Origin of the sequence: Akkermansia sp. JRP_AM1 (assembly GCF_049262625.1) — a bacterium.
In the GTDB taxonomy this organism is placed as follows: domain Bacteria; phylum Verrucomicrobiota; class Verrucomicrobiia; order Verrucomicrobiales; family Akkermansiaceae; genus Akkermansia; species Akkermansia massiliensis.
The window spans coordinates 383,343-401,096 of record NZ_CP118234.1 but is presented as its reverse complement, the minus strand read 5'-3'; the positions used below and the strand labels follow the sequence as shown (position 1 = coordinate 401,096).

At 60.6% G+C, this 17,754-nt stretch carries 18 protein-coding genes and 2 pseudogenes; 11 read left to right on the top strand and 9 right to left on the bottom strand.

Annotated features, from left to right (window positions below):
• Positions 1-8: 8 nt before the first annotated feature.
• Both PVA48_RS01805 and PVA48_RS01800 read right to left on the bottom strand, forming a co-directional pair.
• Entirely contained in the window at positions 9-1,358 is a 1,350-nt protein-coding gene (locus PVA48_RS01805) for an FAD-binding oxidoreductase (protein WP_423232149.1), read from the bottom strand.
• A 3-nt stretch (positions 1,359-1,361) separates the two neighbouring features.
• Entirely contained in the window at positions 1,362-1,946 is a 585-nt protein-coding gene (locus PVA48_RS01800) for a DOMON-like domain-containing protein (RefSeq protein WP_022396149.1), read from the bottom strand.
• A 92-nt stretch (positions 1,947-2,038) separates the two neighbouring features.
• On the opposite strand from PVA48_RS01800, the gene PVA48_RS01795 reads away from it, so the two are divergent.
• The gene (locus PVA48_RS01795; RefSeq protein WP_146021172.1) at positions 2,039-2,692 is read left to right on the top strand and encodes an alpha/beta hydrolase; all 654 of its coding nucleotides are present in this window, start codon (positions 2,039-2,041) and stop codon (positions 2,690-2,692) included.
• 20 nt (positions 2,693-2,712) lie between these two features.
• Here PVA48_RS01795 and PVA48_RS01790 read toward each other — a convergent pair whose 3' ends face one another.
• Genes PVA48_RS01790 through PVA48_RS01780 form a run of 3 tightly spaced genes read right to left on the bottom strand, consistent with a single transcriptional unit; the run spans position 2,713 to position 4,348 of the window.
• Entirely contained in the window at positions 2,713-3,435 is a 723-nt protein-coding gene (locus PVA48_RS01790) for an EpsI family protein (protein WP_102728882.1), read from the bottom strand.
• Positions 3,436-3,449: 14 nt separating this feature from the next.
• Positions 3,450-3,779, bottom strand: coding sequence for an exosortase/archaeosortase family protein (locus PVA48_RS01785; protein WP_423232148.1), 330 nt, complete (start codon positions 3,777-3,779; stop codon positions 3,450-3,452).
• Positions 3,767-4,348, bottom strand: coding sequence for an exosortase/archaeosortase family protein (locus tag PVA48_RS01780; protein ID WP_423232147.1), 582 nt, complete (start codon positions 4,346-4,348; stop codon positions 3,767-3,769). Before PVA48_RS01780 ends, PVA48_RS01785 begins: the two co-directional genes overlap by 13 nt.
• 133 nt (positions 4,349-4,481) lie before the next feature.
• Here PVA48_RS01780 and PVA48_RS01775 point away from each other — a divergent pair.
• The 6 genes and pseudogenes from PVA48_RS01775 to PVA48_RS01750 all read left to right on the top strand — a co-directional run bounded on the left by PVA48_RS01775 (position 4,482) and on the right by PVA48_RS01750 (position 10,805).
• Positions 4,482-5,410 (top strand): annotated as a pseudogene (locus PVA48_RS01775) (ribose-phosphate diphosphokinase).
• A gap of 133 nt (positions 5,411-5,543) precedes the next feature.
• Positions 5,544-6,149 (top strand): 50S ribosomal protein L25, encoded by a 606-nt coding sequence (locus tag PVA48_RS01770; protein WP_102727434.1) that lies wholly within the window; start codon positions 5,544-5,546, stop codon positions 6,147-6,149.
• Positions 6,150-6,291: 142 nt separating this feature from the next.
• Positions 6,292-7,518 carry a hypothetical protein gene (locus PVA48_RS01765; RefSeq protein ID WP_022396142.1) on the top strand — a complete coding sequence of 409 codons (1,227 nt, stop codon included), beginning with the start codon at positions 6,292-6,294 and terminating at the stop codon, positions 7,516-7,518.
• 290 nt (positions 7,519-7,808) lie between these two features.
• Complete coding sequence (hisB, locus tag PVA48_RS01760; RefSeq protein WP_102722573.1) at positions 7,809-8,399, top strand: imidazoleglycerol-phosphate dehydratase HisB; 591 nt, start codon at positions 7,809-7,811, stop codon at positions 8,397-8,399.
• A gap of 4 nt (positions 8,400-8,403) precedes the next feature.
• Positions 8,404-9,012, top strand: a complete 609-nt coding sequence (gene hisH, locus PVA48_RS01755; RefSeq protein ID WP_022396140.1) for an imidazole glycerol phosphate synthase subunit HisH — start codon at positions 8,404-8,406, stop codon at positions 9,010-9,012.
• 246 nt (positions 9,013-9,258) lie between these two features.
• Positions 9,259-10,805: pseudogene (locus PVA48_RS01750) on the top strand (serine hydrolase).
• A gap of 122 nt (positions 10,806-10,927) precedes the next feature.
• On the opposite strand, the gene rpsF reads toward PVA48_RS01750, so the two are convergent.
• Positions 10,928-11,212 carry a 30S ribosomal protein S6 gene (gene rpsF / locus PVA48_RS01745; RefSeq protein ID WP_022396138.1) on the bottom strand — a complete coding sequence of 95 codons (285 nt, stop codon included), beginning with the start codon at positions 11,210-11,212 and terminating at the stop codon, positions 10,928-10,930.
• Between the two features lie 154 nt (positions 11,213-11,366).
• Between rpsF and PVA48_RS01740 the strand changes: the two genes are divergently transcribed.
• Positions 11,367-12,389, top strand: a complete 1,023-nt coding sequence (locus PVA48_RS01740) for a hypothetical protein (RefSeq protein ID WP_146021171.1) — start codon at positions 11,367-11,369, stop codon at positions 12,387-12,389.
• Here PVA48_RS01740 and PVA48_RS01735 read toward each other — a convergent pair.
• Together PVA48_RS01735 and PVA48_RS01730 are read right to left on the bottom strand one after the other, a co-directional pair.
• On the bottom strand, positions 12,386-13,543 hold the full coding sequence (locus tag PVA48_RS01735) for a PdxA family dehydrogenase (RefSeq protein WP_423232146.1): 1,158 nt from the start codon (positions 13,541-13,543) through the stop codon (positions 12,386-12,388). The two genes, PVA48_RS01740 and PVA48_RS01735, sit on opposite strands and share 4 nt — an antisense overlap.
• A 244-nt stretch (positions 13,544-13,787) precedes the next feature.
• Positions 13,788-14,198 carry a hypothetical protein gene (locus tag PVA48_RS01730; protein ID WP_102728878.1) on the bottom strand — a complete coding sequence of 137 codons (411 nt, stop codon included), beginning with the start codon at positions 14,196-14,198 and terminating at the stop codon, positions 13,788-13,790.
• Positions 14,199-14,372: 174 nt separating this feature from the next.
• On the opposite strand from PVA48_RS01730, the gene PVA48_RS01725 reads away from it, so the two are divergent.
• Genes PVA48_RS01725 through PVA48_RS01715 form a run of 3 tightly spaced genes read left to right on the top strand, consistent with a single transcriptional unit; the run spans position 14,373 to position 16,467 of the window.
• Positions 14,373-15,344, top strand: a complete 972-nt coding sequence (locus tag PVA48_RS01725) for a D-alanyl-D-alanine carboxypeptidase family protein (RefSeq protein WP_102722569.1) — start codon at positions 14,373-14,375, stop codon at positions 15,342-15,344.
• Positions 15,345-15,388: 44 nt separating this feature from the next.
• The gene (locus PVA48_RS01720; RefSeq protein ID WP_423232145.1) at positions 15,389-16,177 is read left to right on the top strand and encodes an ATP-dependent 6-phosphofructokinase; all 789 of its coding nucleotides are present in this window, start codon (positions 15,389-15,391) and stop codon (positions 16,175-16,177) included.
• Positions 16,120-16,467: a 6-phosphofructokinase gene (locus PVA48_RS01715; RefSeq protein ID WP_423232144.1), complete on the top strand. Its 348-nt coding sequence runs from the start codon at positions 16,120-16,122 to the stop codon at positions 16,465-16,467. Before PVA48_RS01720 ends, PVA48_RS01715 begins: the two co-directional genes overlap by 58 nt.
• A 70-nt stretch (positions 16,468-16,537) precedes the next feature.
• On the opposite strand, the gene PVA48_RS01710 is transcribed toward PVA48_RS01715, so the two are convergent.
• On the bottom strand, positions 16,538-17,590 hold the full coding sequence (locus tag PVA48_RS01710) for a DUF805 domain-containing protein (protein WP_423232481.1): 1,053 nt from the start codon (positions 17,588-17,590) through the stop codon (positions 16,538-16,540).
• Positions 17,591-17,754: the final 164 nt, after the last annotated feature.

Sequence of the window (17,754 nt, the reverse complement as noted above, 5' to 3'; positions counted from 1 at the left end):
GCCCGGATTCAGCAAATTCCGGGGTCCAGGGCGGATTTGACCAGTTCGTGCAGGTGGAAGGCTCCTTCTCCCACGGCTTCCCGGAACCATTTGGCCTTCGCCAGGCCGATGCCGTGTTCCCCGGTGATGGTGCCCCCGTGTTCCAGCACCCAGCGGAACAGCCTGTCCACGCAGGCGTCCGCCAGGGCTTTCTTCTCCGGGTCCGCGTAATCGTCCACCATGATGTTGGTGTGAATGTTGCCGTCTCCGGAATGGCCGAAGCATGCGATGTCCAGCCCCGTTTCCCGGTTCATGGCCTCGCAGAATTCCACCAGGTCCACCAGGCGGGACCTGGGGATGACGATGTCTTCATTCAGCTTGGTCATGCCGGTGGCTTTCAGGCTGTAGGAAAATTCACGCCGCAGCTGCCAAATGGCTTCCGCCTTCTCTTCCGTGTCCGCGCGCAGGATGTCGGTTGCGCCGCATTCTTCCAGCAAGGCGCAGAGGGAATCCAGTTCTTCCCGCACGGCGGCCTGCCTGCCGTCCACTTCCACAATCAGGTGGCCGCGGCTGCCGGAGGGCAGGGCGCTGTCCCCCAGGTAGGCCCGCGCGGCGCGAAGGGTGAAGCTGTCCGTTATTTCCAGGGCGGAGGGAAGGTGCCCGCTGTTCAGGATGCGCTGCACGGCGGCGGCGGCCAGCGGGAACTGAGGGAAGCTGGCGCTGAGCGCGCCGAAGGCTTCCGGATGGGGGATGATCCGCAGAATGGCCCGGGTGACGATGCCCAGCATCCCTTCCGAACCGATGAAGAGGTCCCCGAGGTCGAAGCCCGTTTTGTTCTTGTGGGTGCGCCCTCCGCATTCCACCACTTCCCCGCTAGCAAGCACTACGGTCAGGCCCAGCACGTAGGCCTTGGTGACTCCGTATTTCAGGCACCTGGGGCCTCCTGCGTTCGTGGCGATGTTGCCTCCGATGCTGCATTCCTTCCTGGACGCCGGGTCCGGTGGGTAGAACCACCCCAGGGCGCGTACTTCCCGCTGGAGGTCCGCCGTGATGACGCCGGGTTCCACCACGGCCACGCCGTCTTCCGGGGAGATTTCCAGAATGCGGTTCATCCGTTCCAGGGAAAGGCTGATGCCTCCGCGCACGGGAACGCAGCCCCCTACGTATCCCACGCCGCCGCCGCGGGCCGTGACGGGAATGTTCATGGAGGAGGCGTAGCGCAGGAGCAGGGAGACGTCCTCCGTGCTCTCCGGGAAAACGACCGCCTCCGGGAGCACGGACGCGTACCATTTGTCCCCGGCGTGCGCGGCCAGCACATCCGGAGCCCCGGAGACCTTTTCAGGCCCCAGGATGCGGGAAATGTCTTCTTCCAAAGACATGGATTACTTGAGAATGGGGGTGCAGAAGCAGTCCGGGCGGTGGAAGTCCGGGTTGCCGGAAAGGTCGTCCGCCGTAGTCAGGAAAATCTGGTCCGGGGTGTCCAGGATGAACGTGGCGGCCAGCTTGCAGTCGCGTACGTCCACGCCGCGCAGTTCGTTCAGCGGAATGCGGGCCATGGCGCACCAGCCCTCGTCCGTCAGGATGCATTTGGTATCCACGGCCAGCGGGGCGGGAATGTCTTCATTGGCCCGGCGGGTGTCGGAAAAGGCGCAGGCCCACCACGCGCCGTTGGGCGCAAGGTTGAATTCCCAGTAATTGGTGCCGTCCCCGGCGGCCATGAACCATTCCGCCAGGTCGTACCGCCACAGCTCCGGCAGGAACTGGCCGGGCCGGGCGTCCGGATGGACGGTGGCTTCCTTGCTGCGGGAGGCCAGGAACCAGAGGTACTCGCCGTCCGTGGCGAAGGCGAACTCCGCGCTTGGCTCCACGTCGTAGCCGAACCAGTCGTTGACGAGTTCCTGGCGGGGCAGGGAGGCAAGCTGGTCAAAGCTTCCGTTGAAGGCCCATTGGTGAATGATTACTTGCATACCATCACATTTGGACAGTTTGCAGGTTTTATCAAGCCAGAACGTCTTATGGACTTGGATATTGACGTGATTTCTCCATCATGGGCTCCGTCATGCATTTTCAAAGGACGCTGAACCTGCTTTCCCGCGGAAGCGCTCCCGGTTACCTGGCCGTGTTCATCGGCGGCTTCGGGGACGTGGTGGCGGGTTGCCTGAGCCGGGTGGAAAAGAGGTTTCCCGGTTTTTTGCCGGGAGTGGCGCATGCCACGGCCTATTACCACTGGGACGGGGGCGGCTGCGGCGTGTTCCTGGACAGGTGCGGAAAAATTGCGGCGGAGCTGGAAGAGCTGCGCCGGGAATGCCCCGGGCTGCCCATCGTGTTGATAGGGCACAGCTACGGAGGCTCCTGCGCGGTGGAAGTAGCCAGGCGCCAGTCTGTTCAGGCCGCTCCGCTCTGCCTCCTGACCATAGACGCCGTGGCGCGCCGGCAGAAAAACGCGCGCCCGGCCTGCGTGGAATGGTGGGGGAACGCCTACTTGCGGGACGGGGGCGGCTTCATGGACGTGGTGCCCAGGATCGGCGGCCGCTGGGGGCACTGCGCCGGGGCGGACGCCAACCTGGCTTTTTCCGGCTACCGGCGCGACCGGGAGGGCCGCCTTTATTCCCACCGGAGGCCCGCTCCCATGCTGTATGAAGCCCCCGCGGAAGAAACGTGCAGCCTTTTTCAGGCGGCCTCCGCATGGCTGGAAGGCCGTCTTCCGGGCTGACCGCCGCGGGGCGGGGAGCGCTACCGGTCCAGTTCGTCCCACTTCACCAGTTGGGAAAGAAGCTGGCTGATGAGGCGCTCCGTCTGTTTCCGGGCTTCCTCCTCCGGCACCTTGATCTTGTCCCCGTACGCGGTGGAAATCTGGAAGTAGCACCAGCGCTGGTCCACGCCGTACAGCACCCTGTCCTTCATATCCGTCAGGGTACGGGCCAGGTGGTCCTCCGTCATGTGGCGGTGGCCGATGAACACGTAATAGTGCATGCTGTCCAGAATGATGGGCTGCGGCTGGTCCGGAGTGATGTTCTGCTGGGATTTCAGCTTGGTCATCCTGATAATTCCGTGGCCTTCCACGGGCACCTCCACCTTGGTTCCCGTCAGGTTGAAATGACCCTGGGCCGGAAGGCAGCGTTCCGGGCGGTGGATGGAGTTGTTCAGGTCATGGCCGGATTTGACGATGGAGACGCGGCACAGCACGGGAGCGGTTTCCGGCGCGTCCAGGCTGATGGGGACTTCCTGCACGTAATCCGCCTTGGAGAATTCCGTGTCCGGAGCCAGGATGCCGCGCTCCTGTTCAGACTCCTGCCGGCGCGTGCCGTGCCAGCCGTCCGGATTCATGCCGGTGGGGAGGGCCATGCTGATGGACGAATCCTGCACCTCTCCCTTGCGCGGCATCAGGTAAATGCCGCCGAGCGTGACGGCCAGCAGGAGGGGAAGGGCGAAAATCTTGAGCGTTTTAATGTTCATGGCGGCGGAAACGCTTAGTGGGACTTGTTCATTTTAACGACCAGCTTTTTGCGCCGGGACGGCTTCCAGATCAGCTCCCCGGCCAGCAGGGAGTGGACGGCCGCCAGGCCGAGAAGGCAGATGGGGAAGAAGAACAGCAGGCCGGACCAGTCGTGCCAGGTTTTCGCGGCAAACTCGGGGTCCCCGTATTCCGCCAGCACCACAATGCTGGTGATGCGGACGCCGTTGCCGATGACGGCCAGGGGAATGGCGCTGAGGAAGAGCACGCATTTTTTCCAAAACTTCAGGTCGGACAGGTAGGCCCAGGCGGCGGACAGCATGAGCAGGGCCATCAGGGAGCGCATGCCGCTGCACCCCCCGAGATGTTGAAGGCGTCCCAGTGGCCGCCGGTGGAGCGGATGTTGGTGCCTTGCAGGTAGGTATCCACGCCGAAAAGGGCCGCACCCAGGTGCCCCAGCTCCGTGGCGACGATTTGCAGCTCCACCGTGGCCTGCTGGAAAGAGGGAAGGGGAATGCACAGCCAGAAGAAGAGCAGGGGGAAGGCGCACAGCCTGGCGATCTGCGGTCCGGCCAGGTACCAGGCTCCGCCCAGCAGGATCAGGGGAAGCGCGCCCACGGCCACGCGGGGCTGTCCCACGCGGAAGGAGAGCGCCAGAAGCAGGGCCGCCGGGATGAAAAGGATCAGCCCGCGCCAGTCCATGCGCCTGGGCGCCTGGGCAATCTTCTTTCTGGCGTGGTACAGCATGAAGGCGATGATGGGGACCACCAGCCAGCCGTGTTCGTAATCCGTCTGCTTGTTCCAGGAGGAAACGAGCCACTGGATGCTGCTTTCATTCCCGGTAGAGCCGAATTCGGGAAACGCCAGGTAGGGCACCGCCAGCAGGATGGCGCACACGGCCAGGGCAGCAATCATGGGGACGGTTAAAAATCTCTCTTTGGCATCTGGAACGGGGGAACCCATCATGGAGAAAAATCAAATTGTGAGAATTAAGTATTGCGATTATGTGGACCTGTGTTCAGAATGCGTCCGCTTTTCAGTTTCCGGTATGAAGATTATCAGCGGTACAGCACACAGAGAACTTGCGGAGCGCATTGCGCAAAGCGTAGGCATTCAGTTGACGGACGTCACGGTGAACACTTTCCCGATGGGGAAAGTTTTGTAAAGATAAATGAAAACATCCGCGGCAAGGATGTTTTCCTCATTCAGCCCACCTGCCCCCCCACCAACCATAACATCATGGAATTGTGCGTGATGGTGGACGCCGCCCGCCGTGCCAGCGCCGGACGCATCACCGCGGTGGTTCCCTTCTTCGGGTACGCCCGCCAGGACCGCAAGGACCAGCCCCGCGTTCCCATTACCGCCAAGCTGGTGGCCAACCTGCTGACCGCCGCCGGCGTGGACCGCGTGCTGACCATGGACCTGCACGCCGCCCAGATCCAGGGCTTCTTCGATATTCCGGTGGACCACCTGTACGCCGCTCCCGTTTTAATCCGCCACTTGCGCGAGCACTATGTAAAAGACCTCCAGAACCTGGTCGTCGTCTCCCCGGACGTGGGCGGCGTGAAAATGGCCCGCGCCTATTCCGACGCCCTGGGTGCGGAGCTGGCCATCGTCGCCAAGCACCGCGTCAACGCCACGCATGTGGAAGCCATGAACGTCATCGGTGATGTGGAAGGCCGTGACGCCGTCCTGATTGACGACATGACGGAGACCGCCGGCACCCTGTGCGCCGCCGCCAACATCCTGAAGGAGCGCGGCGCCCAGCGCGTGTTTGCCTGCGTGTCCCACGGCGTGCTGGGGGACATGGCCCGCGAACGCATTGCCGGCTCCTGCATTGAACGCGTTCTTACCTCCGACACCGTTCCCATGGCCTATGGCCCCAAGGTGGACTGCATCAGCGTGGGCGACCTGCTGGGCCATGCCGTGCAGCGCATACATGACGGAGAATCCGTATCATCATTATTTGACATTTAGCCAATTTTAGTGCAGAGTCCTGCGCCCTGACCTGAGTACTGGTTTACGCGGGTTCAGAAATCCCGGCGGGGCCTCTGCCTGAACCCGATTAGGAAACATTATCAATCAACACTCAATATTGCCTCTATAAAACATGGCTACATCCCATTCCCTCAAGGCCGAAACGAGAGCCTGCGGCTCCGGTAATCTGAAGCAACTCCGCAGCCAGGGCCTGGTCCCCGGCGTGGTTTACGGTCCCGGTTTTGACAACGTCAATATCCAGGTTGACGCCCGCGAATTCGCTCGCATGCTGGCTTCCGCCGTTTCCGAACATATCCTGGTGGCCCTGGACATTAACGGCAAGATCGTGAAGGCCCTCCTCAAGGAAGTGCAGCACAACCCCATCACCAACGCCTGCCTGCATGTGGACTTCCAGGCCGTGACCGACACCACGGTCATTCACTCCATCGTTCCCGTTATTCTGGAAGGCGAAGCCGCCGGCGTAGCCCTGGGCGGCGTGCTGGACCAGACCATTCATGAACTGGCTATCGTCTGCCAGGTGAAGAACCTGCCGGAAGCCATTACTGCCGACATCTCCGGCCTGAAGCTGGGTGAAACCCTGCGCATTGCCGATCTCAAGCTGCCCTCCGGCGTGAACACGGAACTGGCCGGCGACGTGATCGTGGCCATCGTGGAAGCCCCCCGCGTTTCCAGTGAGGAAGCCGCTCCGGCCGCTGAAGAAGCCGCTGCCGAGAAGTAAGCCTGAAACAGCCTGTTTTTTATCTCTCCGGGCCCGGAACCGTTTTTACGGCTCCGGGCTTTTTTTGTCGCCAAGAGGGCGTCTTCTGGTAAAGTGCAAGATACGTATTCGTCAGATTACTCTGGAAAAAAGCCTTAGATTTATGAACAAGTCCCTCATATTGGCGTTGACCGCACTCGTTCCGCTTGCCGCGGCGGATGAAGTAAAACTCAAGGATGGAACCGTTTACAAGGATTGCACCGTGGAGGTGGAAACGCCGGAAAGCGTCAGCCTCCTGGTCCCCGTAGCCGGCGGGATCAAGGATTCCGTGACCGTTAAAAGGGAACTGATTGAATCCATCAAGAAGGCGACTCCGGATGAACTGGAGGCCGCCAAGATCAACAAGACGTACGCCAAGCCGGAAACCATGAACGCCAAGGACCTGGAAAGCGCCCTGGCGGACCTGGACAAGACCATCAAGAAGAATCCCCAGGGGCTTGCCCATGACGCCGCCGTCAAGGCCAGGGCCAGGGTGGTGGTTCTGCTGGAGGAGAAGAAGCTGGTGGAAGGAGCCCAGGCCGCCCAGGAAGCCAAGGAGGAAGCGGAAGTGACCGTGCGCACCAAATATGACCATGAGGCCAATAAGCTGTTGAAGCGCTTCAAGGCGCTTGCCGTGCGCAATCCCTACCAGGCCATGGCTGTGTACGACCGCCTGCGTGACGGCTACCCCGGCTCCGCCGCTTTGGCGGACGCCTATCCGGATGCCTCCAGAATCGCCGGCCAGCTCAACCGCAAGCTGGAGGTCATGATAGCCGCCAAGGAAAAAGCCCTGGAAAAGGAACGTGAAACCTTGAGAAAGGAAGAGGAAAAGCGCCGCGGAGACCCCAAGCTGACGAAAGAGCAGCGCCAGCTCCTGATGGACGCTTTCCAGAAAAGGCAGACCGCCATCCGGGAGCGTGAAAACCAGCTCACGGAAGTGCACCGGGCCTTGCGCAAGAAGGTCAAGGAGCGCGGGGACCGGTGGTTTGAACCTGCGGCCGGCTCCCTGGAAGCCATGAGGGACGTCAAGCTGGTGGCCGCTACGGATGCGGAACGCCTGAAAAACCAGGACCCGGAAAACGGGGCTGGCTCCGCCGCACTGGAAAAGGCCTGGAACCTGTGTGACGAGAAGAAATTTGACGAGGCCATGGAGGCCCTGACGGAAGTCCGCACCGCCCAGGTTCCCAGGGAATACTATGAGGAACTGACGGAGACGGTGCGCGCGGGCCTGCAGGAACAGCGTGCCCGCGAACGCGCGGAACGTGCGGAAGCGGCGCGCAAGGCCCGTGAAGACCGGGATAAGAAGCGCCAGGAGGAACGGGCTGCCGCTGCCAAGGCCAGGAAAAAATAATCCGGCTGTTTCCCGGAGAAAAGACCCTCCGGGGAGCGCCGCAGAAATGGCCTTCATGGACAGGATGGATCAAGTAAAGCTGGACCCATTCTGTTTGTCGGGCCTGTTTAGTCCATTTACCCCGTGTTGTTTAATATAAAAGCCTCCTGGAATTCTTCTGATGGAGGGGGCTCCGGTGGCATGGCCCTATTACTGGGCCATGCGGTTTTTTGCGCGGAAAAGCGGGCAAATCTTACCCCATGCGGTATTTCCTGCTTTCTTCCGCCGCGGCTTCGGTATAGAAGAGTCACATGAGGAACGCTTCTTGCAAACGGGTCACCGGTGAAACGGACATCAGCATGGAACTGAACCTGGACGGCACCGGGTGCGCCGCCGTCGCCACGGGCCATGCGTTTTTTGACCACATGCTGGATTTGCTGGCTCGCCATTCCCTGATGGACCTGACCCTCCAGGCCCGCGGCGACCTGGAGGTGGACGCCCACCACACGGTGGAGGACGTAGGAATAGTTCTGGGGGAATGCATCAAGAACGCCCTGGGGGACAAGAAGGGAATTGCGCGCTACGGCTGTTCCTACCTGCCCATGGATGAAACCCTTACGCGCGTGGTGATGGACCTGAGCAACCGCCCGTATGTGGTCTTCCGCATTCCGGAAGGGGGCCTTCCGGACGCGCCCAACTTTCCGCTGACCCTGTGCGAGGAATTCTGCCGCGCCCTGGCCAACAACCTGCGCTGCAACCTGCATGTGGAAGTGCTCTACGGCAGGGACGGCCACCATATTGCGGAATCCGTCTTCAAGGGCATCGCCCATGCGCTGCGGCAGGCCGCGGCCATTGACCCGCGTGCCGCCGGGACGCTGCCTTCAACCAAGGGAATGCTGTAAGTCCATGAAGCTCGGCGTGATTGATTACGGCGCGGGCAACCTCCGCAGCGTGCTGAACACCTTTGAGGCTGCCGGCGTGACTGGCCATCTGGTCCGCACGCCGGAGGATGCGGCAGGCGTGACCCATCTGGTTCTTCCCGGTGTGGGCGCCTTCGGCGACTGCGCGGAAAAGCTGCGCAGCCAGGAGCTGGTGCCGCTGATCCGGACGTGGATAGGGCAGGACAAGCCTTTTCTGGGCATCTGCGTGGGCTACCAGGTTCTCTTTGAAACCGGGGAGGAAGACGAACAGGTGCCCGGACTGGGCATCTTCAAGGGCCGCGTGGTCCGTTTTGCGGAATCGGAACTCAAGGTGCCCCACATGGGATGGAACAGCCTGACTCTTTCCAATCCCGCCGATCCCATCTGGAAAGGCATGGGGCCGGAGCCGTACTTCTACTTTGTGCACTCCTATTATCCGCAGCCGGAGGATGAATCCCTAGCGGCCGCCTTCTGCACCTACGGCGTGCGTTTTGCCGCCGCCATCAGGCGCGGCAACCTGGTCGCCACGCAGTTCCACCCGGAAAAAAGCCAGAAACTGGGCGTGAAGCTGCTGGAAAACTTCGTTTCCCTGTAGCCCGCAAATCACGGAACCGGGACGGGAGGACCCTTTTCCTGGAGGACGGGGCAGGGGAGGATTGCATTCTCCCGCCTTTGCGTTATTTTGGGGATAGTGATGACAAATTGAATGAACCGTATGCGCGGAATGCGGTCTTATAAAAAGACACCCATGAATAAATCATTCAGGTTAACAGGAGGGATTCTCGCATGCGCGTGCATGCTGGGCGGCCTTCCCGCACATGCAAATAACATCCCCACCAAAATGTCCGCTCAAGAATCTGCAACCATCCAGCTCCCGGCTCAGGGCCGCGGAAATTCCAGGGTAGAGTACCTTGGGCAGTCCATGGACCAGTTGATTTACGACTTCATGCAGGAGGAAAAAATTCCCGGCATGACCCTTGCGATTGTCCAGGCCCCCTACATTCCCCGCGTGGTAGGATACGGCTTGTCCAATGCGGAAACGGGCCTGCTGTCTTCCACCAATACCTTGTGGCCTGCGGCGGAAATCTCCCAGGGATATGCCGCCATTGCCGCCTTCCAGCTCGTGGAAAAGGGCAAAATGGACATCCATGACAAGGTGTCCCGCTATGTGGCCGGCCTGCCGGAAGCCTGGCAGAATGTCTCCGTGCTCCAGCTTCTTCAGCATTCCTCCGGCATTCCGGACTACAGGAAATCCCCCCAGTTCGATATAGGCCGGGATTATGATCCGGCGGAACTCCTTTCCCTGGTCAGGCTGAACGATTTGGAATTCCCCTCCGGAACGGACGTGCGCCAGAGCGCCACGAACTTCCTGCTTCTGTCCATGGTCATTGATGCGGTGGCGGGCATGCCTTATGAGGAATTCGTCCGGGAAAACCAGTTCCAGCCGCTGGGCCTCCAGCACACCATGTTCGGGAAGGATCTGGGAGCCGTGCAGCAGGACAACGTGCGCGAACACGGCAACAGGCATTCCCTGTTCAAATCCCGTGTGGAATATGTGGACCCGGCGGAAACGGCGGCGGGCTATGCGGTAAAGGACGGCGCCGTTAAATCCGTTCCGCCGCCCGCGCGCTCCTCCCTGCGCGGTTTTTCGGACATCTGGTCCACGCCGCAGGAAATCAGCTTCTGGGACATTTGCCTGGCGGGCTCCATCCTGGTGAAGGATGAAAAGCACCGGGACATGATTTACAAGCCCATCCGGCTGGACAACGGGAAAATCGTTCCGGCCATGGCCGGCTGGCAGTTCCCTCACCACAAGGGCCTGATGGATATTAAAGGCGGCGTTCCCGGCTTCTCCTCCTACATCTGCCGGTTCACGGATCCGTCCGAACTCGTGTGCGTGACGCTGACGGCGAACAAGGAGGGCGTGGACCTGACCAATCTGGCGCGCCGCATCGCCGGGGCGCTGGATCCCAAGCTGGGCTCCGGCCATCTGGACGACGATTCCCTGTATCTTTATGAAAGCGTCTTCGGCGTGGACGAAACCATGGAGCGCATTGAAAAATTCTGGCGGAAAAATCCATTCCCGTCTTTGCCAGGATTGACCACGGTAAGAACGCCCGTGAAGCCGGACTGGAAATGCCCCCCTCCAAGGTCGTCATCTTCGGCTCTCCCAAGGTAGGCACCAACCTGATGCTGGAAAACCCGGGCATTGCCACGGAACTGCCCCTGCGCATTGCCGTATGGGAGGATAAGGAGGGCAGCACCTGGATCAGCTTTCCCCACATGGAAAAAATTGCCAGGGCATACGGCGTGGAAAATCTGCCTCCTGTTGCCCCCATCCGCCAGCTGCTGAGGAACATTGTCTCCAGGGCGGCAAACGTTTACTGAACAAGGCTTCCCTGCTTCCGTGCACGGAAGGAACTGGCCATAAGAAAAGAACCGCCTCTTTAGGGAGGCGGTTCTTTTTGATAAAAGGCAAGGAGCGGATGCTTCGTCCGCATGGGCCGGCTTTAGCCGAGCACCTTGTAGTACTGAAGGTGAATCTGGGGATTCAGGCGAAGGCGTTCGCGGATGGTCTTGATGGCGGAAGGTTCCGCAGAGAACGTGTAGGTCACGTACTGGCCGGCGGAAAGGTGGTTGGATTCGTAAGCGAATTCGCGGCGGCCGGTGTTTTCCGTGGCGGTGATGTCGGCGCCTTCTTCCTTCATCGTGGCGGCTACGGTATTGATCAACTCCTCAACGGGGGTTTCCGTACCCTTCATGTTGAATACGATAAGAGCTTCGTAATTTCTCATGGTCTTGTGATAATTAGAAATGTGTCGTGCGAACGGTGCGCACCTTGCGGGCAAGTAAGGTGCAATGATTGTCTTCAGAAAGCAAGCCTATTTTTTACCTTGTTTCCGGGAAGATGCCGTTTCCTGCATTTTATTCCCGCCGGGGAAGGAAAGAATGGGGAACGCCGCAACGGAAGAGATTGACTTTTCCCGTACGGTTGCCAATCATCCGTTCATGGTGAAATTGTTCTGCATGGCGCTTCTTGCCGGATTCCTCTGCTGCGGGAGCGCCCGTTCCGGCGTCCGGATGGTGGATGTGGTGGGGGATGAAACGTTTACCAGGGCTCTGGAGACGATTGGCAGCCAGGTGAAGGATTCCTCCTCCTGCAAAAAAGTGGTCAAGGAATTGAACCGGGAGGCTGACCGGATGGAAAAGGCGTGGCGGGAGGCGTTCATGTCCGGACCCCCTACCACGCAGGAGTGGTGCCGTGTGGCTGACGTGGATGTGCAGTTGTTCAGAAAAATGGCGGAAAGCAGGAAACGGGAAAAAAAGGAGGAGATAGTTTCCTTATCGGAATTGGAGGATGACGGCGTCATTACCCATGAGGAGGCGGAAGAGGGATTTTCTGCGCTGCGCAGGATGATGTGGGCGTCCAAGACGGCGATAGACTCCCTGGATAATTTCATCGCGCAGGCGGAACTGCCTTTGCCGTCATCCCCGGAGGGAGACTCCTATGAAAAGCTGCTGGCCTGGAAGTTGAATCCTGAATCTTCCCTGTCTTATAAGATAGATCACGACCCGCTGGTCAACGGCAGTCTGGAAGAAACGCTGCAACGGTGCTGGAGTGGCGAAGTTCTGGGGTTGTTGACGGATACGGTTCCCCGGATTTCCCGTGAGAGGCGTTTTTTGTTAATCCGGTGTTATGCAGACCGGCAGGTGGAGATGGCGGAAAGGTTTTCCAGGCTTCCGGCCCTGACGCCTGAACAATGGTGCTGGTTCCAAAAGAGGGAGCATGACAGGGAAGCCTTGGAACGTTCCGCCGCAGATCTGTTAACGATTGCTCTGCTTTTGTGGAATAAAGGAGAAAGGGAGGAAAGTGATCCCCTGATGGAAGAAACCTTCCGGTATTGGGTTTCAGCCTCGGAACGGGTGGCAGAGGTGTGGCGGAAAAAACTCCGGAAAGAAGAGGGGCGTTAACGCGTCTGCGCCATCCTTACGGCCAGCTGGAAGGCGTGGATGGTGCTGGACGGATTGGCCTTTCCGGCGCCCGCCAGGTTGAAGGCGGTTCCGTGGTCCGGGCTCAGCCGGGGGCGGGGAAGGCCCAGCGTGACATTCACGGCGGTATGGAAGTCCACCAGTTTTAGCGGAATCAGCCCCTGGTCATGGTATGGGGCCAGCACGGCGTCATAGTTCCCTTCCACGGCGTCCCGGTACACGCAGTCCGGAACGGACGGACCGTCAAATTCCGCGTCCGGATGAATGGCCCCCAGCCGTTCTACGGCCGGGGCAATAATAGTTCCGTCCTCGTCGCCGAAGGCGCCGTGTTCCCCGGCATGGGGGTTCAGGGCCGCCAGGGCGATGCGCGGGCGGAGGATTCCCTTGCGGAGGCAGAAATTTTTCAACAGGGTTCCGATGCGGACCAGTTCCTCCGTGTTCAGCAGGGACGGCACGCTTTGAAGGGACGTGTGGATGGTGGCCAGGCCCACCGTCAGCCGTTTTCCGGTCAGGCACATGGCGTAATTGCCCGTATCCAGGCGTTCCGCGAAGAATTCCGTCTGTCCCGGCCAGCGGAAGCCTGCCTCGTGCAGGGTTTCCTTGCAGACGGGCGCGGTGACGACGGCGTCAACCGTTCCTTCCCGCAGGGCATGGGCCGCCTGTTCCAGATGGTCAAAGGCGTGCTTGGCGGATTCCGCATTCGGCCTGCCGAGGCGGACCTGCACCCTCTTGCCGATGAGGCGGTATTCCGCCCCTTCCGGGAGCTCTCCGGAGGCAAGAGCTGCGGAGATGACTTCCGGGCCTATGCCTGACTGGTCGCCCAGCGTGTATCCGATAACCGGTTTCATGGTGTGGAAAGTGGCGCCCTTACAATTCCGTGGCTTCCGGTATCCCCGTGGCGGGAGCCGGAACTTCTTCCGCAGGGGGGCAGCGGGAGCAGGGGCTTCTGCCGCCGGGCCCGCCTGGAGGGCGGCAGCCCGCTTCTCCATGTTGATGACCTGCGTGGTTTTTTCCGGTTCGTCAGGGTTGCGGAGTTCGAACTCCAGGTGGGAGTTGGTGGACCAGTGGTAGTAAATGGTGGCGCCAAGGGCGGCCAGCACCAGAATGAGGAGAATGGAACCGAAGAAGGAGCGCATGCCGTTACTGTGTCCTGACGGAAAGGGGAATTCAAGAAATTATCAAGACCGCCTGCATGGGCTGGAAACGCCGTAAACGGCCACGTAAAACTCCGCCGCTGCGCACGCCCATTTCCGGAAGGGGCGGCGGCGCAGAAAGAAGGCGCCCAGAAGCAGAGCGGCGACTGCGCCGGCGCATGCCGGCCCAATCCCGGCGCGTGGGGCAGCTGTAAAAGGAGGGAAGACGAAGGCGGCGTGGAAAGATTCAGGACAGTATTTTAACCGCAAGGAACAGAATAATGAGCAGGATCACGAAGCCGATAATCCTGCCCGCCACGCTGCCGCCTTCCCCGTGCTGGCCGCACATGGGGCAATGCTCCGTGCCGTTCACGCCGCCGCACTCCATGCCGCACGCGCCGCAGGCGGAATCTTCCTCCCCTTCCTGCGCGTGGTCTTCAAAGAGGATTTCCAGCTCGCGCACGGAGGGCTCCACGCCGGAAACGACGATCTCCCCGTCAATGGCGAGGGCGGGAAGCAGAGCGCCGACCTGCTCCGGCGCGGCTTCCGTTTCCCGCATCTCCGGTTTCATGCCCAGACGGTCCAGCGCCTGGCGGGCGTTGGAGCGCAGGGCGTTTCCCGGAAAGTCCCGGTTGTAAAAAAATTGAATGCTGGTCATGGCGTTGGGGATGTCCGGACTGCTTCCGTTTGCGGGAAACGGCTTCCTCCAACAAATAGGATAGGAGCCGAAAGGTCAATGCGTTTTTCCGTGTCATGACATATAAGTGTTGTACGGAAAATATTTTAGACTTTTCAAACGTGGGGGAACGGGCACTATCCCGCCGGTCCCGCCATGAAAAAGCTATCTCTATTCCTCTTGACCCTGGCCTGTGTATTCCAGTTCTCCGCCCAGGCGCAGGAACGGCCCAGTTACATCGCCATTGAGGCCAATTCCGGCAAACTTCTTTTCAGTTCCAACGCGGAAGCAAAACGGCCCGTAGCCAGCCTCTCCCAGGTAGCTACCGCCATGGTGACGCTGGACTGGGTGGCCCGCACGCGCCTGCCGCTGGACACCTTCATCGCCGTGCCGCAGGAAGCCTTCGGCCTCCGCGCCGGAAATCCCATGGACCTCCAGCCGGGAGACCGCCTGACGCTCCGGGACGCGCTGTATTCCACCCTGCTGGGCTCGGACAACGTGTCCGCCCTGACCATCGCCTCCTTTGTGGGCCGTGACCTGGTGTCCCGCCGGGGCGGCGGCTCACCCATTGCCGCCTTCGTGACGGAAATGAACAACCTGGCTCGTTCCCTGAGGATGGCCAAGACGCGCTTCACCGCTCCCCACGGCCTGGACGCGGGCAACTCCGTTTCCACCTCCTGCGCGCTGGACATGGCCCTGCTGGGTGTTTACAGCATGCAGAACCCGGCTTTCTGCTACATCGTTTCCCAGGCGAGCCGCCGCATTGAGGTGCAGTCCCAGACCAAGGGCAGGACGATGTATGATATTTCCAACAACAACAAGCTCATGAGCTCTCCCGGCGTGGACGGCATCAAGGCGGGAACCTCCCGCGCCGCCGGCCCCTGCCTGCTGCTCAGCGTGACGCGCAACGCCATCTCCCGCCGCAGCCCCCAGACGGGGACGGAGGTGATTTACCCGCAGCGCATGATTATTGTGGTGCTCGGCTCTGCGAACCGCTATCCCCTGGCCAAGCAGATGATGACCACCGGCTGGCGGGTGTGGGAAAACTGGCAGGCTTCCGGCATGGACATGAAGGATCCCAAGGAGTTTGTCCAGCTTCCCGTGAAATCTGGTACAGAAAAGAGATAGGAAGTAGACGGCCCCGGAATTTTCTGCTATAAGAGGCACCGAATATGAACATCGGTGTTTTGAATAGCGGGGGTGACTCTCCCGGGTTGAATGCAGTCATTGAAGGTGTGGTAGGCGCGGCTTCCCGCCGCGGCTGGAACGTTGTCGGTTTTTACGACGGTTTTGAAGGGCTTCTGTCCGAGGAAGGCAATGAACGGTTTGAATGGCTGACTCCTGTCTGCTGCCGCGGCTTGCGCGCCAAGGGCGGCACCATCCTGGGAACCGTGAACAAGGGGAACTTCGCCATCAAGGTAGGCGTGGACCAGAAGGGGGCGATTGAACCCGCCGTGCTGGAAAAGACCAAGGCCACCATCCGGCGGCTGGGCCTGGACGCCCTGATCGTCGTGGGCGGAGACGGCTCCCAGTCCACAGCTCTGCTGCTTTCTGAAATAGGCCTTCCCGTGGTAGGGGTGCCCAAGACCATTGACAACGACCTGGGCGCGACCGATGTCACCTTCGGCTTCTACAGCGCCGTTTCCATCGTCTCCGAATCCCTGGACCGCCTGGAAACCACCGCAAACGCGCACCAGCGCATGATGGTGGTGGAAGTGATGGGGCGGCATGCGGGGTGGATTGCCCTGGAAGGCGGCATCGCCGGAAGCGCGGATGTGATCCTGCTGCCGGAAATTCCCTTCTCCATTGAAAATGTGGTGAAATGCATCAAGGACCGCAAGGCGGCCGGGCAGCGGGAAATCCTGGTAGTGGTCTCTGAAGGCGCCGCCTGGCGGACGAACTGGTGCTGCTGGATGAAAAGACCCAGGGGGAAGTGCGCCTGGGAGGCATCGGCAAGGTGATCTCCAAGAAACTGGAGGAAGCCACGGGAATTGAAACGCGTTCCTGCGTGCTGGGCCATATCCAGCGCGGCGGTTCCCCCTGCGCCTATGACCGTATTCTGGGCGTGCGGTTCGGCAGTTACGCCGTGGAGCTGGTGGAAAAGCGCAAGTTCAGCTGCATGGTTGCCCTCCGGGGAACGCAGATGACTGCCGTGCCCATTGAGGAAGCCGTGAAAACCCTGAAGCTGGTGGACCCCGACTGCCAGCTGGTGCGCACGGCGCGCGACCTGGGCGTATGCTTCGGGGACTGACGTTCCTCCATTTGCAGGCGAACAATGCGGCCTCCTGCGGCGTTGACTGTTTTTCAACCGTATCCTGGAATCAGGATACGGTTATTTTTTGCGGAAGCACGCCATATTCATTGGGGCCGGGAGAGCTTTTAAGCAGCATCATGGACAGGAAGAGGATGGAAAACAGGTCCATCAGGCTGGAGGCCATCCCCAGATAGCCCAGGTAGGGCGTCATGTCCTCCGGAATCAGGCGCAGCAGGAAAATCAGCAGGAAGGTAACGATGAAAATGAGGATGGGAATCAGGATGAATTTTCCGCTCAGGCTGCTGTCATGCAGGCGGCGCACGGCCACCGGCAGGTTGAACAGGATGTTGAGCCCCGCCACAGCCGCCAGAAGCTCCAGGGAAAGCATGCTCAGCTCTCCGGCCTGGTAGAAAAAGTAAAAGGTGGGGTTAAAGCAGGCGTGCGCCAGCAGGATCAGGGTATCCTGCGGGTGGGCGGCGTACAGCAGGATTTGGCGGGATGGGGAGACGTAAAAGCCCAGCGGGTTGCTGTCCACGTCTATCATGCTGTAGCCCAGCGGCAGGAACAGGAGGACGGAAAGGAGGAAGAAGGACCAGAATTCCGCCCGTGAGGCGCGCCCGGCCACCGTGGTCAGCTTCCGCAGGCTGATGAGCCAGTAAAGGTAAAACGGCGTGAAAGGCGGCTTTTTCCGTTCTCCGGGAGTAACGGAGGCGTTTGCCGGCTGTGCGCCCGCGCGGCGGCAGTACTTGTTGCCGTCCGTCTTGCTTTCTCCCAGCGTCAGGTAGAAAAAGATCAGGTGCCCCAGGCCGAAGGGAAGCAGCACGGAAAGAATCCAGAGGCCGCTCCTGCCCGTATCATGCAGGCGTCTGAATGCCGCCGCCGCGCAGGGAACTATCAGGGCTGCCCACAGGAGGATGGTCAGGGCGTCCCCGTAAACGCTCAGCCTTGTATCCGGAATGTGCAGCCAGTCCGTCAGGATGTAGCCTGCCAGGGCCGGAATCAGGGCCAGGAGGGGAAGAGCCATGAACCACCAGAATTCCGCCCGGGAAGTGCAGCCCCGGAAATCCGCATAACGGCGGAAGCCTTTTTTCCAGCAGGAAAGGGGGAAGGGGAGGAAGATGACTGTGGAGCGGCGGAAACGGCAGGGGTAGCAGGGGTAGCAGGGGTAGCAGGGGTAGCAGGGGTAGCAGGGGTAGCAGGGGTAGCAGGGGTAGCAGGGGTAGCAGGGGAGTCCGGCATGGATGAGAAGGGGGTTTCCGTTTAGACCCCCTGACGCCGGGAAAT

What these genes read in the sequence shown, in the direction of transcription:
- PVA48_RS01720 (WP_423232145.1), top strand. Translation starts at nt 15,389, where the DNA reads ATGAACATCGGTGTTTTGAATAGCGGGGGTGACTCTCCCGGGTTGAAT.
- PVA48_RS01780 (WP_423232147.1), bottom strand. Translation starts at nt 4,348, where the DNA reads ATGATTGCTGCCCTGGCCGTGTGCGCCATCCTGCTGGCGGTGCCCTAC.
- PVA48_RS01725 (WP_102722569.1), top strand. Translation starts at nt 14,373, where the DNA reads ATGAAAAAGCTATCTCTATTCCTCTTGACCCTGGCCTGTGTATTCCAG.
- rpsF (WP_022396138.1), bottom strand. Translation starts at nt 11,212, where the DNA reads ATGAGAAATTACGAAGCTCTTATCGTATTCAACATGAAGGGTACGGAA.
- PVA48_RS01770 (WP_102727434.1), top strand. Translation starts at nt 5,544, where the DNA reads ATGGCTACATCCCATTCCCTCAAGGCCGAAACGAGAGCCTGCGGCTCC.
- PVA48_RS01795 (WP_146021172.1), top strand. Translation starts at nt 2,039, where the DNA reads ATGCATTTTCAAAGGACGCTGAACCTGCTTTCCCGCGGAAGCGCTCCC.
- PVA48_RS01765 (WP_022396142.1), top strand. Translation starts at nt 6,292, where the DNA reads ATGAACAAGTCCCTCATATTGGCGTTGACCGCACTCGTTCCGCTTGCC.
- PVA48_RS01800 (WP_022396149.1), bottom strand. Translation starts at nt 1,946, where the DNA reads ATGCAAGTAATCATTCACCAATGGGCCTTCAACGGAAGCTTTGACCAG.
- PVA48_RS01805 (WP_423232149.1), bottom strand. Translation starts at nt 1,358, where the DNA reads ATGTCTTTGGAAGAAGACATTTCCCGCATCCTGGGGCCTGAAAAGGTC.
- PVA48_RS01740 (WP_146021171.1), top strand. Translation starts at nt 11,367, where the DNA reads ATGGGGAACGCCGCAACGGAAGAGATTGACTTTTCCCGTACGGTTGCC.
- PVA48_RS01790 (WP_102728882.1), bottom strand. Translation starts at nt 3,435, where the DNA reads ATGAACATTAAAACGCTCAAGATTTTCGCCCTTCCCCTCCTGCTGGCC.
- PVA48_RS01730 (WP_102728878.1), bottom strand. Translation starts at nt 14,198, where the DNA reads ATGACCAGCATTCAATTTTTTTACAACCGGGACTTTCCGGGAAACGCC.
- hisB (WP_102722573.1), top strand. Translation starts at nt 7,809, where the DNA reads ATGAGGAACGCTTCTTGCAAACGGGTCACCGGTGAAACGGACATCAGC.
- PVA48_RS01735 (WP_423232146.1), bottom strand. Translation starts at nt 13,543, where the DNA reads ATGCGCTCCTTCTTCGGTTCCATTCTCCTCATTCTGGTGCTGGCCGCC.
- PVA48_RS01785 (WP_423232148.1), bottom strand. Translation starts at nt 3,779, where the DNA reads ATGCGCTCCCTGATGGCCCTGCTCATGCTGTCCGCCGCCTGGGCCTAC.
- hisH (WP_022396140.1), top strand. Translation starts at nt 8,404, where the DNA reads ATGAAGCTCGGCGTGATTGATTACGGCGCGGGCAACCTCCGCAGCGTG.